This window comes from Gemmatimonadaceae bacterium, assembly GCA_036504815.1.
Classification (GTDB): Bacteria; Gemmatimonadota; Gemmatimonadetes; order Gemmatimonadales; family Gemmatimonadaceae; genus PNKL01.
Genome location: DASXUN010000028.1, coordinates 1 through 22,338, shown reverse-complemented (window position 1 = coordinate 22,338; position 22,338 = coordinate 1). Strand labels below are relative to the sequence as shown.

Here is a 22,338-nt window from a genome sequence, read left to right as displayed (position 1 = left end):
ATCGCTGATTACGATTCAGGATCACGATCTGGACCCTCGTCTCGCACCGCCCCCCCTCGCTCCGCTCCCCCGTCCCCCATCGGAATCGCGATCCTCAGTCGCGATCCTCAATCGGAATCCGGAATCCATGCCCTCAATCGTCCTTGGCCTTCATAACCTCCTCCGCTGGTTGGTCTTCCTCCTTGCCGTCGTCGCGCTCCTGCGCGCCCTCAAGGGGATCAACGGCGGGGTGGACTACGCGACGGGCGCCAAGCGCGCGCTCTCGCTCTTCACGATGTCCGTGCACCTTCAGTTTCTGCTCGGCCTCGTGCTCTACGGCGTCAGTCCGCTGACGCGGCACGGGATGTCCGACATGGCGGCGGCAATGAAGGACCCGGGCATCCGCTACTTCATCGTCGAGCACCCGTCGCTGATGCTGCTCGCGGTCGTGGTGGCGACAGTCACGGGGATCATCGCGCGGCGCGGCCCGGATGACACCGTGCGGCACCGCCGCGCGGCCATCGGTATCGCGCTCTCGCTGGGGCTGCTCCTCGCCGGCATCCCCTGGCAGCGCCCGCTCCTGCCTCACTTCTAGGGGAGGGGGAGGGGCGTCGGCGGGAGTTACCCTCGACGCCCCGCGGCGCCGATGGTGCCCAGGCAACTGCCGGGCGTCCGGCGACGCCTGCCGAACAAAGCCCGAAGCGATATATTCCACGGATGTCTTCCGTCCCCTTCGACCTGCAGGCGCCGTTCGAGCCGGCCGGCGATCAGCCCAAGGCGATCGCCGAGCTGACGGCGGGGCTCGCACGCGGCGACCGGTTCCAGACGCTGCTCGGCGTCACCGGGTCGGGGAAGACGATGACGATCGCGAACGTCATCCGGAACGCGGGGCGGCCGACCCTCGTCCTCTCGCACAACAAGACGCTCGCCGCCCAGCTCTACGGCGAGCTCAAGTCGTTCTTCCCGAACAACGCCGTCGAGTACTTCATCTCGTACTACGACTACTACCAGCCGGAAGCGTACGTCCCGACGAGCGACACCTACATCGAGAAGGACGCGTCGATCAACGAGGACATCGACCGGCTCCGGCTGCGCGCCACCTCCTCGCTGATGGAGCGCGAGGACGTGATCATCGTCGCCACCGTCTCGGCGATCTACGGCCTCGGCGACCCGGTGCAGTACCGCGAGCAGATGGTGCACCTCAAGACCGGCCAGACGATCGCGCGCGACGAGATCCTGCGCGGCCTCGTGAAGATCCAGTACGGCCGCAACGACGTCGCCTTCGAGCGCGGCACCTTCCGCGTGCGCGGCGACACGGTGGAGATCTTCCCGGCCTACGAGGAGCAGGCGGTGCGCGTCGAGCTGTGGGGCGACGTCGTCGAACGGATCTCGAAGATCAACCCGCTGACCGGCGAGACGATCACGCCGCTCACCCGCACGGCGGTCTATCCGGCGAAGCACTTCGTCACCTCGCGGCCGACGCTCGAGCGCGCCGTGCGCCTCATCCAGGACGAACTGCGGGAGCGCCTCGCCGCGCTGAAGGCGGCGGGGAAGCTGCTCGAGGCCCAGCGCCTCGAGTCGCGCACCAACTTCGACATTGAGATGATGCTCGAGGTCGGCACCTGCGCCGGCATCGAGAACTACTCGCGGCACCTCTCGGGACGCGCGTCGGGCGAGCGTCCGGCCGTGCTCCTCGATTACTTCCCCGAGGACTTTCTCGTCGTCGTGGACGAGTCGCACGTCACGCTTCCGCAGATCGGCGGGATGTTCAACGGCGACCGGTCGCGCAAGACGACGCTGGTGGAGTACGGCTTCCGCCTGCCGAGCGCGCTCGACAACCGGCCGCTGATGTTCGACGAGTTCCTCACGCTGACCCCGCGCGCGATCTTCGTCTCCGCGACGCCGGCCGATCTCGAGCTGCAGCTGTCGCAGGGCGTCGTCGTGGAGCAGATCATCCGGCCGACGGGGCTGGTGGACCCGGTGCTCGAGATCCGCCCCGTGCGCGGGCAGGTGGACGACCTGCTCGGGGAGATCCGCATTCGCGAGCGCAAGGGCGAGCGCGTCCTTGTCACGACGCTGACCAAGCGCATGGCCGAGGACCTGACCGACTACCTCCAGCAGATGGGGGTGCGCGTGCGCTACATGCACGCCGACATCGACGCCATCGAGCGCATGGAGATCGTCCGCGGCCTGCGCCTTGGCGAGTTCGACGTGCTGGTCGGGATCAACCTGCTGCGCGAGGGGCTCGACTTGCCGGAGGTCTCGCTCGTCGCGATTCTCGATGCGGATCAGGAAGGCTTCCTGCGTTCCGACCGTTCGCTGATCCAGACGGTGGGGCGCGCGGCCCGCCACATGGAGGGGAAGGCGATTCTCTACGCCGATCGCATCACCGGCTCGATGCAGCGCGCGATCGACGAGACGAATCGTCGCCGCGCGGTGCAGGAGGCGCACAACGCGGCGCACGGCATCGTGCCGCGCGGCGTGACCAAGAGCACGGAGCAGATCCGCGTCCTGACGCGCGTGGCCGACGCGCGCGAGGAGCGCGAAGGACGGGAAAAGGCGCGGGCGGGCGAGAAGCAGCAGCGGAAGGTGGCGGAGGCCGCCGCGCACTACGGCGTGGAGGATCTTCCCGCGCTCGTGGTCCAGCTCGAGGAGGAAATGAAGGAAGCGGCGAAGGCGCTCGACTTCGAGACGGCGGCCCGGTTGCGGGACGAGCTCTTCGAGATCAAGGCGGCGATGGGCGGGCGCAGTCACGGCGCCCGCCGTGGCGCGTCGTGGCGGGCGGGACGGTAGCGTGACGTCGCTCATCCCGCCGCTCCCGCCGCACGGCGCCTACACCATGACGCTGGCCGAACTCGAGACGTTCGGGGTCATGCTCGGCCGCTTCGCCGCGAAGTCGCTCCCCTGTGCCATCGCGCTCGCCGGCGACCTCGGCACCGGCAAGACCACGCTCACGCGCGCCATCGGCCGCGGCTTCGGGGTCCTCGAACCGGTGACGAGCCCCACCTTTGCCCTGGTGCACGAGTACCGGGCGCGCGAGTCGGCGCGGCTCTTCCACCTCGATCTCTATCGCATCAAGGATCCCGCCGAGTTGGCGAACGTCGGCTGGGAGGCCCTCTTCGATGAGCCCGCCCTCGTCATCATCGAATGGCCGGATCGCGCCGGGGCGCTGATTCCGCCGGACGCGCTGGCCATCAACTTGGCGCACGTCGCGGGCGATGACGCAACGCGGAGGGTCAGCTGGTGACCGGCGATGCGCGCGCGCCCGGACTGACGCTCGCGATCGACGCCTCCACTTACGTGGGGACGGTCGCCGTGCTGCGCGACGGGGTCGTCATCGCGTCGCGCGAGGCGATGATGCGCGGCGAGCGCGAGGAACGGTTGATGCCCGCCGTCCTGGCCGTCCTCGGTGATGCCGGCGCGTCGCCGCGCGATCTGGCGCGGGTGGTCTGCGGGGCGGGGCCCGGCAGCTTCACGTCGCTGCGCATCGCCGCGGGAATCGCCAAGGGGATCGCGCACGGGGCGAACGTGCCGCTCTACGCGGTGTCGTCGCTGGCGCTCGTCGTGGCGGGCGCGGAACCGGTCCTGCCGACGGGCCGGTACGTCGTGGCGCTCGATGCGATGCGGGGCGAGCGCTATGTCCAGCCGGTCACGATGCGGGAGGACGGACAGGTGACGGTGGAGCGTGCCCCTGCGCTTGCGACTCTCGAACAGTTGGCCGAGTTCGGACTTACCGTCGTCGGTCCGCTCGAACGCGAGCCACGTCCGCCGCACGCGCGCGGCGTCGCGCGCCTGCTCGCCGCCTGCCTCACCGATGGGCCCGTCGACCTTGAGGGCTGGGAGCCATCGTACGGCCGCCTCGCCGAGGCGCAGGTCCGATGGGAGGCGGCGCACGGGCGGCCGCTCGCCACCGGATAGTGGCGACCATCCGCGCGGCCACCACGGCCGACCTGCCGGCGATCGAGGCGATCGAGTGCGCGTCCTTCGGTGATCCCTGGTCGCTGAAGAGCTTTACCGACTCGCTCGCGCATGGCTTCGTGCGCATGAGCGTCGCCCTCGAGGACGGCGTTGTCGCCGGCTATGCCGTGGTGTGGGTCTCGGGCGAAGAATGTGAGCTCGCGAACCTCGCCGTGGATCCCCCGCGGCGCGCCCGCGGCCTCGGGGCGCTGCTGCTCGACGCCGCGCTGCGGCAGGCGCACGAGGAAGGGCTGATGGTCATGTTCCTCGAGGTCCGCGCATCGAATCACGCGGCGCAGCGGCTCTATGCCAGCCGGGGATTCCACGAGGTCGGACGGCGTCCGAAGTACTATCAGAACCCGTCCGAGGACGCCCTCGTCCTGCGCCGCGATCTCGGGTAGGTGCGCGGCGACCCAAGGTCGGCCGCAATGTCCTGCGCCCGGCGGCGGCCGATTGGTTGTGTCAGTCGAGGGGCGTATCTTTACTGTCAACGACGACGTACGGACTTCATACGCGAGGAGGAGTTGTGAGCCGCAGCTTGAACAAGGTGACGCTGATTGGAAACCTCGGGGCCGATCCCGAGATCCGCACGACGTCGAACGGGAGCAAGGTGGCATCGTTCTCGCTGGCCACCAGCCGGTCGTGGGGCGGGCAGGGCGGGAGCGAGAAGCAGGAGAAGACCGAGTGGCACAAGTGCGTCGCCTGGAACGGCAAGGCCGGCGGGATGGGTCTCGCCGACATCATCGAGCGCTACTGCAAGAAGGGCGAGAAGCTCTACGTCGAGGGGCGCATCGAGTATCGGCAGTACCAGGACAAGGAGAACCAGACCAAGTACGTGACGGAGATCAACGTCCGCGAAATCATGCTGCTCGGTGGCAAGGGCGGTGATTTCGAGGGGAGCGCCCCGTCCCGCAGCCGTTCCGCCGCCCCCGCCAAGGGCGCCGCGGCCGCCCCGTCGGGTGACTTCGAAGAGTTCCCGGGCGGCCTCGAGGCGGACGACGACCTGCCGTTCTGAGTTCGGCACGCCGCTCGGGTTTCTTCACCACGGAGGCACGGAGAACTGCCTGCGGGCCACGGAGAACGGCTACAATTGGGGTGACGACCTCGCGCCACGCAGGCCTCTGCGTGGCGCGAATTGCACCTCCGGGCCGCTGTGGTTCCTCCGTGCCCCTCGGCTTTCCCTCCGTGCCTCCGTGGTGAAAAGGCCGGCGATCGAGGACAAACCTGTCCCGCCGCGCGAATCCGTCGTATCGTTGGCGCACGAACCTCCGGGAGCCCCCTGATGCGTGCTCGCGCCATTCCAGCTGTTGCCGTCGCGTTCCTCGCCGCGGCGTGCTCCTCGTCCTCCGACTCGAGCACGGCGCCGGCCGTCGTCGCGACCACGACGGTCACGATCGGGCCAGCAGAGGCGACCAGCGCCTACCGCCCCAGCGGGCTCCCCGCCACCTGGAGCGGCTTCTGTCCGGTCGCCACGCCGAGCACGGTGATCCTTACCGCGGGCAACGCGTACCAGGTTGTGAACCAGTCCGGCCGCACGCTCGAACTCATCACCCTCCCGGGGCGATCGCCCATCGAGTCCATCGCCGCCGGCGCGACGGGGACCAGGCACGTCGAATACGGCGCCGTCAGCCAGGCCACCTTCACGTTCACCGTGACCGTGAATGGCTGCACGGACACCCAGTCCGGCCAGGGGCTGTTCAACGTGACCGTGAACAGCAAGTAAGGCGCTGTTGCTGCCGCACTCTGTCGTACTCTGTCGTATTCTGTCGTATTCTGTCGTATTCTGTCGTACTCTGCCGTATCGGTTTTTCCCCTCATTCGTCCAATTATCAGTTAGCATCCGTCTCCGCCTTGAGGGCGGGGGCGGGTTCTGCCATGCTTTACAACGACCTTCCCGTCGACCGGACCCATCCATGGCCCGCATCCGCGTTTCGCTGATCACCCCCGCGTTCCTTGGTGCCGCGCTCGCCGTCTCGGCGCAGCAGCCCACGACGCCGCCGTCCAAAGCTGGCGCGCAACCGGCCGCCCAGGTGGCGACGCCGGCCACGCATACCGTCGCCCGCGGCGAGACCCTGTGGAGCCTCGCGAAGCAGTATCTGGGCGATGCCTACCTTTGGCCCGAGATCTACCGCTTGAATACGGCGGTCATCGAAGACCCGCACTGGATCTATCCGGGCGAGGTGCTCAAGCTCCCGGCCAGCGTCGCGGGGGCGGCCGAGGCGCCGCAGGCGGCGGCCCGCAGCGCGCCGTACGACCCGAATGCGTCGACCGTCTTCGACCCCCGTCGCTTCAAGCGGCAGCGTGGTGAGCGGGTCTCCGCCAACCTGCTGAAATCGCGCCAGGCCGTGCGCCCGGGTGAGTATCTCGCCTCGCCCTTCGTCTGGATCGAGGGCGGACCGACTGGTCACGGACAGGTAATCAAGGCGGCCACGTCGCAGATTGTCACACCCAGCCTCGATGTCCGCGTCCCGCAGTCGCAGGAGGCGGTCTATCTGCGCCTCCCGGTTGGGGCCCCGCGCGTCGACGGCCAGCGCTTCATGACGTATGAACTGGGCCCCGTCCTGTCGGGGCAGGGGCAGGTGATCATCGTGACCGGCGTGGTCGAACTGCAGCAGGATCCCGGCGTGGGCGATGCGCGCGCCGTGATCCGCACGCGCTTCCGCCCCATCAACGAAGGGCAGGGCGTGACGATGCTCGATACGCTGATTCCGCAGCTCGACAAGCATCCGGCCGCCATCGAGTTCGGCCTCGAGACGCAGCTTCGCTGGGTCCAGGATACCCCGGTCATCCCCACGCTCGGCTCGTACATGATCCTCTCGCTCACGTCGCGCGACGGCGTGGTGCCCGGCGACCAGGTGACCCTCCTCGCGCCACTCGGAAAAGGATTGGCCGGCGAAGAGCACGCACCCGAGGTGGCAGGCGTGCTGCAGCTCCTGCGCGTGACTCCCTACGGTGTCTCGGGCATCCTGCTCGGCCGGACGCAGGCGAGCATCGCGACGGGTATGAAGGGACGACTGACCGCCAAGATGCCCTGAGCGCGGCGTCGCCGCGCTCGGCGGGTTAGTTTTCACGCATGACTTCACGCGCGCTCGTCACTGGCGGCGCGGGGTTCATCGGCTCGCACATCGCCGACGCCCTGCTCGACCGCGGCTTCCACGTCGTCGTCCTCGATGACCTGTCGTCCGGCCGGCGCGAGAACGTGCCGGCCGCGGCCGAATTCGTGCAACTCGACGTGCGCAGCGCCGACGCGGCGCGCCTGCTGCGCGAAGGCGGCTTCGACGTCGTGCTGCACCAGGCCGCGCAGATTGACGTGCGCAAGAGCGTCAACGATCCGGTCCACGATGCCTCCATCAACGTTCTCGGCGCGCTGAACCTGCTCGAGGCGGTGCGCGCGGCGACCAGCCGTCCGCGCTTCGTCTTCGCCTCAACCGGTGGGGCGATCTACGGCGATTTCGTCACGCCGCCCAACGTCGAGGAGTTCGCGAAGGATCCCGACTCGCCCTACGGCATCGCGAAGCTCGCCGTCGAGCATTACCTCGCGTACTACGGCCGCATCCACGGCCTCGAAGGGGCGGTGCTGCGCTACGCCAACGTGTACGGACCGCGGCAGGATCCGCACGGCGAGGCGGGCGTCGTCGCGATCTTCTGCAACCGCCTGCTCGAGGGGAAGCCGCTCACCATTTTCGGCGACGGCCGGCAGACGCGCGACTACGTGCACGTAAAGGATGTCGCCGCCGCCAACGCCGCCATCGCCACGGCGCCGCTCCCTGCCGTCGGCCGGCTCGACAGCCGCGCCATGAACATCGGGACCGGGGTCGAGACCGATGTGGTCACGCTCGCCAACACGCTGCTCGCCGTCAGCGGGCGCAGCGCCGCGCTCGAGTTCGCTCCCGCGCGTCCCGGGGAACAGGTGCGGTCCGCCGTCAGTATCGGTAAGGTGCAGCGCCAGCTCGGTTGGAGACCGCAGCGCACGCTGGAAGCGGGACTGAAGGAGACGTTCGAGTATTTCGCCGCCCGCCGCGGATAGCGCGGTCGGCGTGGGTGGCAAGATGACGGTGGCGTGCGAGTACAATCGCGAATCGAAATCCTGAATCGCTATCACGAATCGAAGTCCAAAATCCATATCCTGAATCGTCGTCCGGATTCCATATCCTCAATCCGCAGTCATGAACTCCGCCATCCCAACCACCCCCCTCGAACTCATCGTCAACTCCGTCCTGGCGACGAAGATCGTGCTGGCGCTGCTCCTGCTGTTGTCGCTGTACAGCTGGGGCATCATGCTGGCGAAGTGGTTCGAGTTCCGCCGGATGACGAAGGCCTCGCAGGCCTTCCTGCGCGAGTTCGCCCGCGCGACCAGGCTCGAGCAGGCGGTTGCCGTGGCCCGCAAGGCGCCGGCGTCGCCCTTCAATCGCGTCTTCGCGCGCGCCGTGAACTTCCTGCAGGACACGGCGCTGCGCGACGCCGAGGGGAACACCAAGGCGCTGCGCGAGTCGCAGGTGGAGGCCATGCGCCTGCTGCTCGACGCCGAAGTGACCACCGAGCGTGACGCGCTCGGCCGCTTCATTCCGTCGCTCGCGGTCATTGGTTCGGCGAGCCCGCTGATCGGCCTCCTCGGCACCGTGCTCGGCGTCATCGACGCGTTCCTGGGTGTCGCCATCAAGGGGTCGGGCAATCTTGGCGCCGTCGCGCCGGGTGTCGCCGAAGCGCTCATCGCCACGGCCGCGGCGCTCGCCGTCGCCATTCCGGCGACCTTCGCGTACAACATCTTCGCCGCGCGCCTCAACCGGTTCGATGGCGAGCTCGAGGGCTTCGGTTCCGAAGTCATCGCCCTGATGGCCCGCGAGGGCCGGGTCTAGCGTGCGCCGCCGCACGCACGGGGACCGGACGCCGCTGAACGCGGACATCAACGTCGTCTCGCTCATCGACGTGATGATGCTCCTGCTCGTCATCTTCATGATGACGGCGCCGCTGATGCAGGGCGGCGTGGACGTGCGCCTGCCGAAGACCGAGTCGCGGTCCCTGGAGCCCAAGGGCGGGGTCGTCGTCAGCGTCGCCGCCAACGGCCGCGTCTACGTGGACGAGACGGGCATGTCCCTGCCCGAGTTCAAGTCGACGTTCAAGATGCTCTCGTCCAAGGCCGGGCGCGAAGGCGTCTACGTGCGCGCCGATCAGGGTGCGCCGTACGGCGTCGTGGCGCAGGTGCTCGCCACCATCCAGAAGGCCGGCATCGTCAACGTCGGCCTCGTCACGGAACCGGAGTCCGTACAGCCGTGATTCGCGCGCAGGCGCGCCCGACGGGCATTGCGGCGCCGCTCGTCGCGTCGGCGGCGTTGCACGTGCTGGTTGCGGCGGCGCTCGTTCTCGCGTCGCGCGCCGAGGGGAAGGTCAATCTTCCGCCGATGTACAAGGTCGAGCTGATCGCCGCCCCCGCGGGTCCGCCCGCGATCGGGACGGTGACCGATGCGCCGGCTGATGCGGCCACGAAGGCCAAGACGCCGCCGAAGCCGACGCCGGACGCCGTGCCGCTCAAGAAGCCCGCGGCCGCGAACGCGAAGACGGCGACGAAGGCGACGCCCGTGCCCAAGAGCAAAGCCGGCGCCAGCGCGCCCCGCGCCGGTGGCGGCGCGGTGGGCGGCGCGGGGGCCGATGTCGCCAACATCCGCACCGAGGGGATCGACTTCCCGTTTCCGGGGTATCTCCAGAACATCGTGCGCCAGGTGCGGCTGAACTTCGCACCGACGGACAAGTCGATGCGCACGGCCGAAGTCTTCTTCTTCATCCGGCGGGACGGCTCGATGGCGGGCTTCCGCTTCCTGCAGAAGAGCGGGTCCTACTCGTTCGACCTCGAATGCCAGGGGGCGGTTGAAGCCGCCGCCGCCGCGAAGGCCTGGGGCCCGCTCCCCACGCAGTTCATGGATGACGTGCTCCCTGTCATCTTCCGCTTTGACCCGAAGACCCTGCGTTGATGCTTCTGAGCCGCCGTCCACTCCCGCTGTTCGCCGCCCTGCTGTGCCTGTGCCCCGTCACCGTCTTCGGGCAGGACACGATTCCCACCGGAGTCCGTGTCGGCCTGACGTACGATCCGAGCACGCGCCCAGGCGTCTTTGTCACCGCCGTGGGCGGTGAGGCGGGGGATTCCGTGCGCGCCATCCTCGCGCGCGACCTCGATTTCGGCGACCGGCTGACCGTCATCAGCGCCGACGCCGGTCCGCCCCCCTCGGGGCGGTTCAACTACGAGCTCTTCGCGAAGCTCGGCGCCTCGGCCATCGTGCAGGCGTCGGTGACACGAGAGGGTTCGCTGCACGTGGCCGTGCACGATGTGGCGGCCAAGCGGGTGCTGAACGTCGGCGACTTCGCCTTCCGCGGCGCGGCCTCGCTCTCGCCGGCGTGGAGGATGACGCTGCACCGGGCGAGCGATGAAGTCGAGCGCTGGATCACCTCGGTGCGCGGCGTCGCGGCCACCCGCATCGTCTTCGTACGCGACCAGCGGCTCTGGATGGTGGATTCGGATGGCGCGAACCTCTCGCCCCTCGGCGTGGGCGGCACGGCCCTCTCTCCGGCCTGGCACCCGACCGGCCGCTACATCGCCTACACGGCGATGGCCGATGACGGGCTGAGCGTCGTCGTGCGCGATGTGCAGAACGGACAGGCGCGCCGCATGCCGCGGCTGGGCGGCTCCAGCTTCACGCCCACCTTCTCGCCGGATGGCGGCACGGTGGTCTGTTCGGCCGGTGACGATGGCACCGACCTGTATGCCGTCTCGGCCTTCGGCGGAGGGGAGCAGCCCCGCCGGGTGACCTTCGGACGCGGCACGCCGACGTCGTCGCCCTCGTTCAGTCCGGACGGCCGCAAGATCGCATATATCTCGGGTCGCCTCGGCCATCCCGAAGTGTATATTACCGATGCAGATGGAACGAACGCGGAGTTGCTGACGGAATCCCCCAGCGGTGATCGGCCGTATCGCTCCGATCCGGACTGGTCGCCCGACGGCCGCGCCGTGGCGTTCACATCGCAGGAAGGACCGAATCTGCAGGTGATGGTGATCAACATGCGGGACCGGCGCATCAAGCAGCTCACCGGCGATGCGCGCAACGAGAATCCGTCGTGGGCCCCCGATGCCCGGCATCTGGTGTTCACGTCCACTCGTGGCGGCTCGAAGCAACTGTGGGTGCTGGACACCGAATCGGGACGCACGCGGCAGCTGACGCGAGGCGCTGGTGTGGCCCGGCAGGCGGCCTGGTCGCCCCGCATGGAACAACCGTAGTCGCATTCGAAGTACCCCCACCGGAGACCCAGTCATGCACGCTCGTATTCGTTCGCTCGCCCTCGTCGCTGTCGCGATCTCGGCTGTGACCACGACTGCCTGCAAGAAGAAGCCAGTCGTGGTCCCGACGCCGGCGCCCGTCGTGAAGCCGTTCAACCAGGATTCGGCGGATGCCGCCGAGAAGGCGAAGCGCGATGCCGCCGAAGCGGCACGCCGCGCCGCCGCCGAGGAAGCCGCCCGCAAGGCGGCCGCCGCGAAGCTCGCCGCCGACATCGCCGCCGCCAAGGTGGCCTTCGCGGTGCCGGTCTACTTCGACTACGACAAGTCGGACATTCGCGACGACCAGAAGGCGACGCTCGAGGCCAAGATCCCGGTCTTCCAGGCCAACCCCGACATGCGCATTCGCGTGGCCGGACACACGGACAACCGCGGGTCGGATGAGTACAACCTCGCGCTCGGCCAGCGCCGCGCCGCCGAGGTGAAGCAGTACCTCATCGCCCGCGGCATCGCCGCCGATCGCATTGACGTCGTGAGCTTCGGCGAGGAGCGTCCCGCCGTGGCGCAGGACAACGAAGAGGCGTGGGCCAAGAATCGCCGCGATGAGTTCGAGATCATCGCCGGCGCCAACCCCTTCAAGCTTCCCAACAAGTGATTCGTCGTATCGCTCGCGTCCTGATTGCTCCGGCCGTCATCCTGACGGCCGGGGCGTGCTTTGCCACCCGGGGCGATGTGCGCATCCTCCAGGGTGACATCGCCCGCCTGCAGCTCGCCGCCGCACAGGCCGCCTCGGCCGACACGGCGCGCGCCGTGCAGTTGCGCCGCATCATCCAGTCGCTTACCAACGTCGCCGATTCACTGCGCGTCGCGAACGGCACGCTGCAACGCTTCCAGGGCGATGTCTCGATGTCGATGCGCTCGGTGCAGGAGCAGCTGCTGACGGTGCAGGAACTCACGGGGCAGAGCCGCAAGCAGGTGGAGTCGCTGCGTGCCCAGCTCGAGGCCCGGGCGGCGGAGACCGCGCAGCCGGTGCCGCCCGCCGCGGCGCCAGGCGCTCCGCCGACCGCCGCACCCGCCGCCGTCCCCAATGCGCCGTCGCCCGGACCGTACCAGCTGATGGACCTCGGTCGGCAGCAGCTCGCGCGCGGCGCGACCTCGGCGGCCCGCGCGGCGTTCAGCGACCTGCTCACCCAGTATCCCACGTCCGACCTCGCCCCCGAGGCGCAGTACTGGATTGCGGAGGCGTACGCCTCCGCGGGGAGCGCGGTGGAGGCCGATTCGGTCTTCGCGCTGGTCGCCGAGAAGTATCCGGCGTCGGAGCGCGCGCCGGTCGCCATCTACAAGCGCGCCGTCGCGCTCAAGGTGGCGGGGCAGACACGCCAGGCGCGCACGCTGTTGCAGCAGGTGATCGACAAGTATCCCAAGTCCGAGGCGGCGACCCTCGCGGCGGCCCTGCTGCGGGACCTGAAGTAGCGCGGGGGCGGGCGTGGCCGCGGCGGACCAACAGCACGACCCACAGGCGGAGATGCCGTTCCTCGATCATCTCGAGGAACTGCGCTGGCGCCTGATCTGGAGCGGCATCGCGCTGCTGGTCTCGTTCGCGGTCGCCTTCACCGTCGTCTACCAGTTCGACTTCATCAGCGTCCTCGCCTATCCCGCGCGCGACTTCCTCGACGGCGGGCAGCTGATCTACACGCACCCGGCCGAGTCGTTCACGATCCTGATGCAGGTGGCGTTCGGCCTGGGCGTGGTGCTCGCCGCGCCCGTCATCGTCTACCAGGTCTGGGCCTTCCTGTCGCCGGCGCTGCATCCGCACGAGAAGCGGATCGTCGTCCCCGTGCTCATCGGCGCGGTCGGACTGTTCCTCATCGGCTGCACGCTGTCCGTGCTGTGGGTGCTGCCCATCACGCTCGAACTGCTGAAGGGGATCGCCTCGTCGTCGCTGAAGCAGATGATCTCGGCGCAGGAGTACTTCTCGTTCGCGGTGACGCTGACGCTCGCGTTCGGCGCGGTCTTCGAGCTGCCCATCCTGATCGTGGTCATCACCGCGCTCGGCCTCGTCACGCCGCGCACGCTGGCCAAGTTCCGCCGGCACTCGTTCGTCGGGATGCTGATTCTCTCGGCGATCATCACGCCGGGCGACCTGATCATCTCGACGCTGATGCTTTTCATTCCGCTCTACGGACTGTACGAGCTGAGCATCGTGCTGTCGTGGTTCGTCTACCGGGCCAGGCAGGCGAAGGCTCGCCGCGAGGAGGAGGCGGAACGCATCGCGCCCGCCTCCGGCGGCTGATGCGCTCGCGCTGGCGCGCGCTCGCGGGGCTGGGCGTGCTCGCCCTCGTCATCGCGCCGGGGGCGGCGGCACAGCTTCCCGGGGCCCGTCCCACGCAGCCGCGCCCGGGTCAGCCGCGCACGACCCAGCCGCGCGCCACGCAGCCGCGGCAGGCGCGGCCCGGCGCCGACAGCACGGCCAAGGACACGGCGCTGGTGCACTGGATGGCCCCTGACTCCGTGGCCGCAGCGCTGATGGCCCGCAAGGGCTTTGCGCTCGTCCGCTATCAGGCCGACTTCGTGCACTTCCAGGCCGGCGATCGCACCATCACCCTGATCGGCCTTCCCACCGAGCGCGCCGTCGTCGAGCGCGAGCCGACGATCATCGCGGCCGACACCATCCGCTACAGCGATTCGACGAACAAGGCCATCGCCCTCGGCCCGGCCATCGTCGTGCGCGAGGCCGGGCGCGACGACATCAACGCGAGCGGGCGGACGACCTACGACATCACCAACAAGCAGGGCATCGGCACCAACATCCGCACGGTCGAGCAGAGCGGCGAGCGCTGGGTCGTCTCGGCGCACGTCGGCGGCTTCGCGGGCGACTCGACGACCGATGAGTCCACGTACGGCCGCGACGGGTCGATCACGAGCTGCGAGGACTCGCTCCCGCATTACCACTTCCAGGCGTCACAGATCAAGATGATTCGCAAGAGCATGATGGTGGCGCGCCCCGCCGTCCTGTACTTGGGAGACGTCCCGGTCTTCTGGCTGCCGTTTGTCTTCCAGGACATTCGCTCCGGACGCCGCAGCGGCATTTTGACGCCGCGATTCGGTTTCGCCGAGCTGGTGCGAAACAGCCCGACCTATCGCCGCAACATCGAGAACGTCGGGTACTACTTCGCGCTCAGCGACTACACCGACCTGTCCATCTCGTTCGACTGGCGGTCGTCGGCGCGCGCCAGCCTGGCCGACCCCGGCTGGCTGCGGCTCAACTCGCAGTTCCAGTACAACTGGCGCAACCGCTTCGTCCGCGGGACCTTCGCCGTCTCGCGGCACACGCTCAGCACGGGGCAGTCCAATACGCAGTTCTCGTGGAATCACTCGCAGGACTTCTCGCAGACCTCGCGCGTGACCGCCAACCTGAACTACGTCACCAGCACCACGGTGCAGCGGCAGACCGCGCTCAACGCGATGAGCGCGCTGGCGACGATCAGCTCGATGCTCAACTACTCCAAGTCGATGGGCCCGCTGGCCGTCTCGATCGGCGGCACCCGCCGCCAGTACCCGGGGCGCCAGCAGGTCGACCAGGACTTTCCCAGCATCAACCTTTCGTCCAAGGCGATCCGCCTGGGCCGCTTCGTCGAGTGGACGCCGGGCGCCAACCTGTCGTCGTCCAGCAGCCAGCACCTCGACGCACAGGGCGACTTCAAGTACCGCTACTTCCTGCGCGCCGGCGTGCTCGACTCGGCGAAGTTCGACCGCTCCACGGCGAACACGACGGCCTCGTTCAACAGTCCGTTCAAGATCGGCTCGTTCAACCTGCCGCTGGCCTTCAGCTACAGCGACCGGATGAACGACTTTCCCGAAGTCCGCCTGATCGTGAATCCGTCGGACACCAGCCGCCGCGAGACGCGCGTCTACAGCCGCACCTACCTCACGACGCTCGACTGGAGAACGGCCATCACGCTGCCGACGTTCTTCCAGGGCTCGTTCAACCTCGTCCCCAGCGTCTCGATGGACAACGTGGACCCGGCCGGATTCTGGGTCCGGTCGGAGCGCACGGGGAACAACTTCGTCTCGCAGAGCAAGCGCCTGTCGTGGGGACTCTCGGTCGGGCCCACCTTCTTCGGACGTTCGCGCTGGGGCATCGGTCCGGTGCAGACCTTCCGGCACTCGATCAATCCGACGCTCGGCTGGTCCTTCTCCCCCGCGGCCAGCGTGAGCGACCAGTTCCTGCTCGCGCTCGGCAAGAGCCGCGCTGATTATCTGGGCGCGCTGGCGCAGAACCGCCTGACCCTCGGGTTGAACCAGTCGTTCGAGGCGAAACTGAAGAAAGCCGCGAACGACACGAGCTCGGCCGCTGAGGGGAAGAAAGTGAAGCTCCTCTCCATCGGCATGTCGCCGCTGACGTACGACTTCGAGCGGGCCCGCACGACCGGACGCAGCGGCTTCGCCACCGACCGGATGAACTTCAACCTGAACTCGGAGCTGCTCCCCGGATTCTCGTTCGACATGGGCTACTCGCTCTTCGAGGGCTCGGTTCTCAGCGACACCGCGCGCTTCAGCCCGTTCCGCGAATCCGTCTCAGCGTCGCTGCAGTTGAGCCGCAAGACGGCGGTCGTGCGCTGGCTGGCGCACTTCTTTGGCGGCTCCGGCGAGGCGCGGGCCGACACGTCGTCGCGCATCGGTGACATCCAGGGCGGCTACGGGGCGGGCCAGATGATGGGGAGCGGCCAGCAGATCGCCGGCTCCGGCATGCGGCAGCAACTCGCGGCGGTCCCGGTCGGGCGCGGCTTCGAGGCGAGCATCAGCCTCAGCGCCAATCGCCAGCGACCGCCGGGCGGGAACGGCCGCGTGGTGGAGTACGATCCCACCGTGCAGTGCGAGGCGCTCAAGACCAATCCCATCCAGTATGACGTCTGCGTGCGCAACGCGCTCGCGGCGCCGCCGGTGGACTACACGCAGTTCTCGTCCACGACGGCCGGCGGCTCGTACTTCCGCGTCCCGCCGCAGACGAGCGTCAACTGGCGCACCAGCTTTGACCTCACCCCCAAGTGGGCGGTGCAGTGGAGCACCAGCTACGATGCGGTGCGTCACGAGTTCGCCAGCCACCAGGTGACGCTGCAGCGCGACCTGCACGATTGGCGCGCGATGTTCGGCTTCACGCAGGCGCCCAACGGCAACTTCTCGTTCACGTTCTTCGTGGCGCTGAAGGCCGAGCCCGACCTCAAATTCAACTACGACCGCGCCAGTTACCGGCAGTCGCTCGTGCCCATACCATGACCCACACCGTTCCGCTCGCGCTCGACGGCGCCTCGCTCACCGTGGCCGACGTCCTCGACGTCGCCATCCGCCGCCGTCCGGTGGCTCTTGCCGACGCGGCGCGCCAACGCATGCAGGCCACCCGCGATGTGGTGGCCGGCATCGTCGCGCGCAACGACGTCGTCTACGGCGTCACGACCGGCTTCGGCAAGCTCTCCGACGTGCACATCCCGGCCGACAAGCTCGCGCAGCTGCAGGTGAACCTGGTGCGCAGCCACGTGGCAGGCGTGGGGCCGGAACTCTGCGAGCAGGAAGTGCGCGCGATGATGCTCCTGCGCGCGAACGTGATGGCCAAGGGATTCTCCGGCGCGCGCCCCGACGTCCCCGATCTCGTCTGCGCCATGCTCAACGCCGGACTCTGGCCGGTGGTGCACGAGCAGGGATCGGTGGGTGCCAGCGGCGACCTCTCGCCGCTCGCCGAACTCGCTGTGACGCTGATCGGTGAGGGAGAGCTGCACACGGCCGGCGGCCAGCGGTTGCCCGCCGACGTCGCGCTGCGGACCGCGGAACTCCTCCCCCTCGTCCTCGCCCCGAAAGAAGGGATCACGCTGATCAACGGGACGCAGGCGCACACCGGGGTGGCCGCGCTGGCCGTCGCCGAAGCGCGAACGCTCTGGGAGACGGCGCACACCGCCGGCGCCATGACGCTGGAAGCGCTGAAGGGGACGCCGACGGCGTTCGATGCCCGCATCCACGACGCCCGCGGCCAGGATGGCCAGCGCGACAGCGCGGCGCTCCTCCGCGCGCTGCTCGATGGGAGCCCGTTGCGCGAGTCGCATCGCGACGGCGATCCGCGCGTGCAGGACGCGTACGCGCTGCGGTGCATGCCCCAGGTGCACGGCCCGGTGCTCGACGCCATTCGCTTTGCCGAAGGGCTCATTGGGCGCGAACTCAACGCGGCCACCGACAACCCGCTGGTCTTCGACAACGGCGAGATGCTGAGCGGCGGCAATTTTCACGGCCAGGCCGTCGCGATGGCGCTCGATGTGCTCGCCATCGCGATGACCAATCTCGCGGTGATGGCCGAGCGCCGCATCGACCGCCTGGTGCACCCCGACCTCAACGAGGGACTGCCGCCCTTCCTCTCGGCCAACGCCGGCCTCAACAGCGGCTTCATGATGGCGCAGGTGACGGCCGCGTCGCTCGCCAGCGAATGCAAGGTGCTCGCGCATCCGGCCAGCGTCGACACCATCCCCACCGATGGCAGCAAGGAGGATGTGGTGCCGATGGCAATGGGCGCCGCGTGGAAGCTGCGCCGCATCGTCGGCAACGTCCGCAACGTCCTGGCCATCGAGCTGATGTGCGCGGCCCAGGGACTCGACTGTCGCCGGCCGCTGCGCAGCAGCGCGCCGGTGGAGCGCGCCCACGACGCCGTGCGCCGCGTCGTCGCCCCGCTGGGCGACGACCGCATGCTTTCGCCCGACATCTTCGCCATCGCCGACGCGATCTCGCGGCGCGAGTTCGCCGTCGCGGAGGGGACACGCTGATGACCGCCACCGCTCACGAAGTGCGCGCGCCGCGCGGCGCGACCATTTCCTGCAAGGGCTGGCCGCAGGAAGCCGCCCTGCGGATGCTGATGAACAATCTCGACCCCGACGTGGCCGAGCGTCCGGGCGACCTGGTCGTCTACGGGGGCACCGGCAAGGCCGCGCGCAACTGGGCGTGCTTCGAGGCCATCGTGCGCGCGCTGCGCGACCTCGAGGGCGACGAGACGCTGCTCGTGCAGAGCGGCAAGCCGGTCGCCGTCTTCCGCACCCACGCCCATGCGCCGCGCGTCCTCATCGCCAACAGCAATCTCGTGGGGCGCTTCGCCACCTGGGACCACTTCCGCGAGCTCGAGCGGAAGGGCCTGATGATGTACGGGCAGATGACGGCGGGCTCGTGGATCTACATCGGGTCGCAGGGCATCGTGCAGGGGACGTACGAGACCTTCGGCTCGCTGGCGCGCAAGCACTTCGACGGGTCGCTGGCCGGCAAGTTCGTGCTCACGGCCGGGCTGGGCGGGATGGGCGGCGCCCAGCCGCTCGCCGCAACGATGAACGACGCGGCCTTCCTGGGCGTCGAGGTGGACCCCGCGCGCATCGAGAAGCGGCTGGCCACCGGCTACTGCGACAAGATGACGCGCACCCTCGACGAGGCGCTGGCCTGGATTCGCGGCGCGCAGGGCGAGAAGCGCGGCCTCTCCGTCGGCCTGGTGGGCAACGCCGCCGAGGTGCTCCCGGAACTCGTGCGACGCGGCATCATCCCCGATGTCGTCACCGACCAGACGAGCGCGCACGACATGCTCAATGGCTACGTCCCCGCGGGGATGACGCTCGCCTCCGCCGCGGCCATGCGCGCGACCGATCCCGCCGAGTACGTGCGGTGGTCCACCGCGAGCGCCGTCGAGCACGTCCGCGCGATGCGGGCCATGCAGGACCGCGGCGCCATCGCCTTCGACTACGGCAACAACATCCGCACGGTCGCGTTCGACGCCGGCCTCAAGGACGCGTTCGAGATTCCCGGCTTCGTCCCCGAGTACATCCGCCCGCTCTTCTGCGAAGGGAAGGGGCCCTTCCGCTGGGCCGCGCTGTCGGGCGACCCGGCCGACATCGCGCGCACCGACGAACTCGTCCTCTCCCTCTTCCCGCACGACGCGCACCTGAAGCGCTGGATCACGATGGCGCAGCAGCGCATCCATTTCCAGGGACTGCCGGCGCGCATCTGCTGGCTGGGGCAGGGGGAGCGCGCGAAGTTCGGCGTCGCGCTCAACGATCTCGTTGCCAAGGGCGAACTCTCGGCGCCCATCGTCATCGGCCGCGATCACCTCGACACCGGCTCGGTGGCGTCGCCCTTCCGGGAGACCGAGGGGATGAAGGACGGCACCGATGCCGTGGCCGACTGGGCGATCCTCAACGCGCTGCTCAACGTGGCCAGCGGGGCGACGTGGGTCTCGTTCCACCACGGCGGCGGCGTGGGAATCGGCAACTCGCTGCACGCCGGCCAGGTCATCGTCGCCGACGGCACCCCCGAGATGCGCCTGCGCCTCGAGCGCGTGCTCACCAACGACCCCGGCATCGGCGTCGCCCGGCATGCAGATGCGGGATACGAGATCGCGCGGGAAACGGCAAAGGCGAAGGGCATCACGATCCCGATGCTATGATGAGCGGAACGGGGAGGGGGTAGAGGCTCGGCGAGGAGGTTGGAGAGTCGGAACGAGGGAGGGAGGTCATTGGCGCGCCAGTGACCTCCTTCCTCGTTCCACATCTCCTCGCCCCTCGCTTAGCCTCTACCCCCTCCCCGTTCCGTCGCTGTTTAGCTTTAGGCAATGCTCAGCCCCAACTACAAACCCTGGCATTTAATCCCCTTCGCCATCAAGTACGCGCGGCTGCGGCTGGCGCGGCGTCCGGTCCTCGTGAATTTCGAGGTGACGATGCGCTGCAACGCGGCCTGCGGCGGGTGCGATTACTGGAAGACGCCGGCCTCGGACAAGGCGAACGAGCTGGCCTCGTTTGTCGAGGCCGCACGCGCCTTCGACCCGATGATGATCACCTTCACCGGCGGTGAACCGACCCTCCGGCGTGATCTCGAGGAGATCGTCGCCGAGGTCGCGCAGGCCGTGCCCTACTGCTACATGACGGTGCTCACGCACGGCGGCATGCTGTCGGTGGAGCGCGCGCAGCGGTTGTGGGACGCCGGGCTCGACCAGTTCAACATCTCGCTCGACTATCTCGACGAGCGCCACGACGCGCAGCGCGGCATCCCCGGCCTTGCCGCGAAGATTCTCGCGCTCGTTCCCGAGATGCGCGGCCGCGGCATGGCGGTGCGCTTCAACACCGTCATTCGCGACGACAATCTCGACGACATCCTCCCCATCGTGCAACGGGCGCACGCGGTGGGCGCAGGCGTCAACCTGTCGGTCTACACCGACATGAAGAATGGCGATACGGCGCACCTGATCCGCGCCGAGCAGCATGCGCGGGTGCAGGCGCTCGTGCACGACCTGCTTGCCTTCAAGCAAAAGCACCGCGGCGTCGTCACCAACTCCGACTGGTACCTGCAGCAGCTGCCGCGATACCTGCGCAACGAGATGCCGGAGCCGTGCCGGTCGGGCGAGACGACCATTCACATCAACCCGCAAGGACTCGTGCGCCGCTGTCCCGACTTCCCGGCCGACAAGCACTGGCGCGAGTACGACGGGTACGCCCCCATCGCCTGCAACGCCTGCTACTACGCCTGCCGCGGCGAGGCGCAGGCCCCGCTGACGCTCTCCCGCTTTCAGGACCTGCTGGCGTAGCGTCCAGCCATCTCGCGAGATGGCCACGGCCGGGCGTAGTTTCAAGCGCGCGTGGAGCGTCGTTGGAATCACGCGGTCCTGCACGTCCGTCCCCGTTGCCGCCCAATCGCCAATCGCCAATCGCAATCAGCATTCGAAATCCTGAATCCCAATCCGAATTCCCAATCCTAAATCACCCCGATGTCCGTCCTCTTCGACAACGCGTCTCAGGTCGTGACCTGCGCCGGTCCTCCGCGCGCCCGTCGCGGGGCCGAGATGCAGGGCATGGAGGTGCTCACCGGCGCCGCCCTCGTCGTCGAGGGCGAGCGCATCGTCGCAGTGGGACCGCGCGAAACGGTGTGCGCGGCGCATCCCCAGGCACAGGTCGTCGACTGCGGTGGGCGCGTGCTGATGCCGGGGCTCGTCGACTCGCACACCCACGGCATCTTCGGCAAGCCGCGCCACGAGGAGCAGGAGCTGCGCGCCGCCGGCGTCGGGTACATGGAAATCGCGCGGCGGGGCGGGGGAATCCACAGTTCCGTGCGCGACCTGCGCGCGCGCTCGGAGGATGACCTGCTGGCGCTCGCCCTCCCGCGCCTCCAGCGCCTGATGGCGCACGGAACGACCACGCTCGAGGTGAAGTCGGGGTATGGCCTGACCGTCGAGGATGAGTTGAAGTCGCTGCGGGTGATCCGTCGCCTGCAGCGCGCCCTCCCCATTCGCCTCGTCCCCACCTTCCTCGGCGCACACGAGATCCCCCTCGAGTACCGCGCCGCGCCGCGCACGCGCGCGGAGTACGTCGCACTCATCGTCGACGAGATGCTGCCGCGCGTTGCCACCGAACGCCTGGCCGACTTCGCCGACATCTTCTGCGAACCCGGCGTCTACACCACCGACGAGGCGCGCCACATCCTTGGCGCGGCACGGCAGCACGGGTTGCAGCTGAAGCTCCATGCCGATGAACTCGAGACGGCCGGCGCCGCGGAGCTGGCCGCCGAAATTGGCGCGACGAGCGCCGATCACCTGGCCGCCGTCTCCGATGGGGGCATCGCGGCGCTGGCCGCGTCCGGCACCGTCGCGACGCTCTTGCCGGGAACGATGCTGTTCCTCGGCCGGCCCCGGCAGGCCCCCGCCCGCACGCTCATCGACGCCGGTGCCCGGGTGGCGCTGGCCTCGGACTTCAATCCGGGCACCTCGCCCACGGTCAACTTCCCGCTCGTTCTCGCCCTCGCGGTCAGCCAGCTGCGCATGAGCGTCAGCGAGGCCATCCTGGCCGCGACCGTCAATGGCGCAGCCGCCGTCGGTCTCGCGGCCGACACCGGGCAGCTGGCGCCGGGATTCGCCGCCGATCTCGCGCTATTCGACATCGAGGACGTGCGGGAGCTGCCGTACTGGTACGGGGATCACCGCTGCCACGCGAGCTGGGTGAGGGGCGCGCAGGCGCACGGAAAGACGTAAGACCTCGCGGAACGGGGAGGGGGTAGAGGCGAAGGGACGGGTGAGGAGAGTCGGAACGAGGAGGGAGGCCGCTCGCTTACCAGATAGCGCATCGACTTCTCCCCCCCCCGCG

21 protein-coding genes are annotated in these 22,338 nt (G+C 68.9%); all 21 read left to right on the top strand.

Annotated elements, in window-relative coordinates; translation table 11 throughout:
• Positions 1–127 precede the first annotated feature (127 nt).
• The 21 genes from VGJ96_13690 to hutI all read left to right on the top strand — a co-directional run bounded on the left by VGJ96_13690 (position 128) and on the right by hutI (position 22,226).
• Positions 128–574, top strand: a complete 447-nt coding sequence (locus VGJ96_13690) for a hypothetical protein (protein HEY3288166.1) — start codon at positions 128–130, stop codon at positions 572–574.
• Between the two features lie 122 nt (positions 575–696).
• Complete coding sequence (gene uvrB / locus VGJ96_13685; protein ID HEY3288165.1) at positions 697–2,772, top strand: excinuclease ABC subunit UvrB; 2,076 nt, start codon at positions 697–699, stop codon at positions 2,770–2,772.
• A gap of 1 nt (position 2,773) precedes the next feature.
• Positions 2,774–3,226, top strand: a complete 453-nt coding sequence (gene tsaE, locus VGJ96_13680) for a tRNA (adenosine(37)-N6)-threonylcarbamoyltransferase complex ATPase subunit type 1 TsaE (protein ID HEY3288164.1) — start codon at positions 2,774–2,776, stop codon at positions 3,224–3,226.
• Positions 3,223–3,897, top strand: coding sequence for a tRNA (adenosine(37)-N6)-threonylcarbamoyltransferase complex dimerization subunit type 1 TsaB (tsaB, locus tag VGJ96_13675; protein ID HEY3288163.1), 675 nt, complete (start codon positions 3,223–3,225; stop codon positions 3,895–3,897). Before tsaE ends, tsaB begins: the two co-directional genes overlap by 4 nt.
• Complete coding sequence (rimI, locus tag VGJ96_13670) at positions 3,897–4,337, top strand: ribosomal protein S18-alanine N-acetyltransferase (GenBank protein HEY3288162.1); 441 nt, start codon at positions 3,897–3,899, stop codon at positions 4,335–4,337. Before tsaB ends, rimI begins: the two co-directional genes overlap by 1 nt.
• A 125-nt stretch (positions 4,338–4,462) precedes the next feature.
• The gene (gene ssb, locus VGJ96_13665) at positions 4,463–4,951 is read left to right on the top strand and encodes a single-stranded DNA-binding protein (protein HEY3288161.1); all 489 of its coding nucleotides are present in this window, start codon (positions 4,463–4,465) and stop codon (positions 4,949–4,951) included.
• A 267-nt stretch (positions 4,952–5,218) separates the two neighbouring features.
• On the top strand, positions 5,219–5,659 hold the full coding sequence (locus VGJ96_13660) for a hypothetical protein (protein ID HEY3288160.1): 441 nt from the start codon (positions 5,219–5,221) through the stop codon (positions 5,657–5,659).
• Between the two features lie 190 nt (positions 5,660–5,849).
• Positions 5,850–6,971: a LysM peptidoglycan-binding domain-containing protein gene (locus VGJ96_13655; protein ID HEY3288159.1), complete on the top strand. Its 1,122-nt coding sequence runs from the start codon at positions 5,850–5,852 to the stop codon at positions 6,969–6,971.
• A gap of 38 nt (positions 6,972–7,009) precedes the next feature.
• Positions 7,010–7,963: an NAD-dependent epimerase/dehydratase family protein gene (locus VGJ96_13650; GenBank protein ID HEY3288158.1), complete on the top strand. Its 954-nt coding sequence runs from the start codon at positions 7,010–7,012 to the stop codon at positions 7,961–7,963.
• 139 nt (positions 7,964–8,102) lie between these two features.
• Positions 8,103–8,792 carry a MotA/TolQ/ExbB proton channel family protein gene (locus tag VGJ96_13645; protein HEY3288157.1) on the top strand — a complete coding sequence of 230 codons (690 nt, stop codon included), beginning with the start codon at positions 8,103–8,105 and terminating at the stop codon, positions 8,790–8,792.
• A gap of 1 nt (position 8,793) precedes the next feature.
• Positions 8,794–9,210, top strand: a complete 417-nt coding sequence (locus VGJ96_13640; protein HEY3288156.1) for a biopolymer transporter ExbD — start codon at positions 8,794–8,796, stop codon at positions 9,208–9,210.
• On the top strand, positions 9,207–9,902 hold the full coding sequence (locus VGJ96_13635) for a TonB C-terminal domain-containing protein (GenBank protein ID HEY3288155.1): 696 nt from the start codon (positions 9,207–9,209) through the stop codon (positions 9,900–9,902). Before VGJ96_13640 ends, VGJ96_13635 begins: the two co-directional genes overlap by 4 nt.
• Positions 9,899–11,200: a hypothetical protein gene (locus VGJ96_13630; GenBank protein ID HEY3288154.1), complete on the top strand. Its 1,302-nt coding sequence runs from the start codon at positions 9,899–9,901 to the stop codon at positions 11,198–11,200. Before VGJ96_13635 ends, VGJ96_13630 begins: the two co-directional genes overlap by 4 nt.
• Before the next feature lie 34 nt (positions 11,201–11,234).
• The gene (gene pal, locus VGJ96_13625) at positions 11,235–11,852 is read left to right on the top strand and encodes a peptidoglycan-associated lipoprotein Pal (GenBank protein HEY3288153.1); all 618 of its coding nucleotides are present in this window, start codon (positions 11,235–11,237) and stop codon (positions 11,850–11,852) included.
• Positions 11,849–12,670, top strand: a complete 822-nt coding sequence (gene ybgF / locus VGJ96_13620; GenBank protein HEY3288152.1) for a tol-pal system protein YbgF — start codon at positions 11,849–11,851, stop codon at positions 12,668–12,670. Before pal ends, ybgF begins: the two co-directional genes overlap by 4 nt.
• Positions 12,671–12,722: 52 nt before the next feature.
• A complete protein-coding gene (gene tatC / locus VGJ96_13615; GenBank protein ID HEY3288151.1) occupies positions 12,723–13,490 on the top strand; it encodes a twin-arginine translocase subunit TatC in 768 nt (255 codons plus the stop codon).
• Complete coding sequence (locus VGJ96_13610; GenBank protein HEY3288150.1) at positions 13,490–16,474, top strand: putative LPS assembly protein LptD; 2,985 nt, start codon at positions 13,490–13,492, stop codon at positions 16,472–16,474. Before tatC ends, VGJ96_13610 begins: the two co-directional genes overlap by 1 nt.
• Positions 16,471–18,000, top strand: coding sequence for a histidine ammonia-lyase (gene hutH, locus VGJ96_13605; protein HEY3288149.1), 1,530 nt, complete (start codon positions 16,471–16,473; stop codon positions 17,998–18,000). Before VGJ96_13610 ends, hutH begins: the two co-directional genes overlap by 4 nt.
• The gene (gene hutU, locus VGJ96_13600) at positions 18,000–19,655 is read left to right on the top strand and encodes a urocanate hydratase (GenBank protein ID HEY3288148.1); all 1,656 of its coding nucleotides are present in this window, start codon (positions 18,000–18,002) and stop codon (positions 19,653–19,655) included. The genes hutH and hutU overlap by 1 nt, the downstream gene beginning before the upstream one ends.
• 165 nt (positions 19,656–19,820) lie before the next feature.
• Entirely contained in the window at positions 19,821–20,789 is a 969-nt protein-coding gene (locus VGJ96_13595; GenBank protein ID HEY3288147.1) for a radical SAM protein, read from the top strand.
• Positions 20,790–20,969: 180 nt separating this feature from the next.
• The gene (gene hutI, locus VGJ96_13590; protein ID HEY3288146.1) at positions 20,970–22,226 is read left to right on the top strand and encodes an imidazolonepropionase; all 1,257 of its coding nucleotides are present in this window, start codon (positions 20,970–20,972) and stop codon (positions 22,224–22,226) included.
• Positions 22,227–22,338: the final 112 nt, after the last annotated feature.

Bases quoted from the DNA above. Each gene is read 5' to 3' on its own strand.
- VGJ96_13690 (HEY3288166.1), top strand. From the start codon at position 128: ATGCCCTCAATCGTCCTTGGCCTTCATAACCTCCTCCGCTGGTTGGTC.
- uvrB (HEY3288165.1), top strand. From the start codon at position 697: ATGTCTTCCGTCCCCTTCGACCTGCAGGCGCCGTTCGAGCCGGCCGGC.
- VGJ96_13660 (HEY3288160.1), top strand. From the start codon at position 5,219: ATGCGTGCTCGCGCCATTCCAGCTGTTGCCGTCGCGTTCCTCGCCGCG.
- VGJ96_13655 (HEY3288159.1), top strand. From the start codon at position 5,850: ATGGCCCGCATCCGCGTTTCGCTGATCACCCCCGCGTTCCTTGGTGCC.
- VGJ96_13650 (HEY3288158.1), top strand. From the start codon at position 7,010: ATGACTTCACGCGCGCTCGTCACTGGCGGCGCGGGGTTCATCGGCTCG.
- VGJ96_13645 (HEY3288157.1), top strand. From the start codon at position 8,103: ATGAACTCCGCCATCCCAACCACCCCCCTCGAACTCATCGTCAACTCC.
- pal (HEY3288153.1), top strand. From the start codon at position 11,235: ATGCACGCTCGTATTCGTTCGCTCGCCCTCGTCGCTGTCGCGATCTCG.
- tatC (HEY3288151.1), top strand. From the start codon at position 12,723: ATGCCGTTCCTCGATCATCTCGAGGAACTGCGCTGGCGCCTGATCTGG.
- VGJ96_13610 (HEY3288150.1), top strand. From the start codon at position 13,490: ATGCGCTCGCGCTGGCGCGCGCTCGCGGGGCTGGGCGTGCTCGCCCTC.
- hutH (HEY3288149.1), top strand. From the start codon at position 16,471: ATGACCCACACCGTTCCGCTCGCGCTCGACGGCGCCTCGCTCACCGTG.
- hutU (HEY3288148.1), top strand. From the start codon at position 18,000: ATGACCGCCACCGCTCACGAAGTGCGCGCGCCGCGCGGCGCGACCATT.
- VGJ96_13595 (HEY3288147.1), top strand. From the start codon at position 19,821: ATGCTCAGCCCCAACTACAAACCCTGGCATTTAATCCCCTTCGCCATC.
- hutI (HEY3288146.1), top strand. From the start codon at position 20,970: ATGTCCGTCCTCTTCGACAACGCGTCTCAGGTCGTGACCTGCGCCGGT.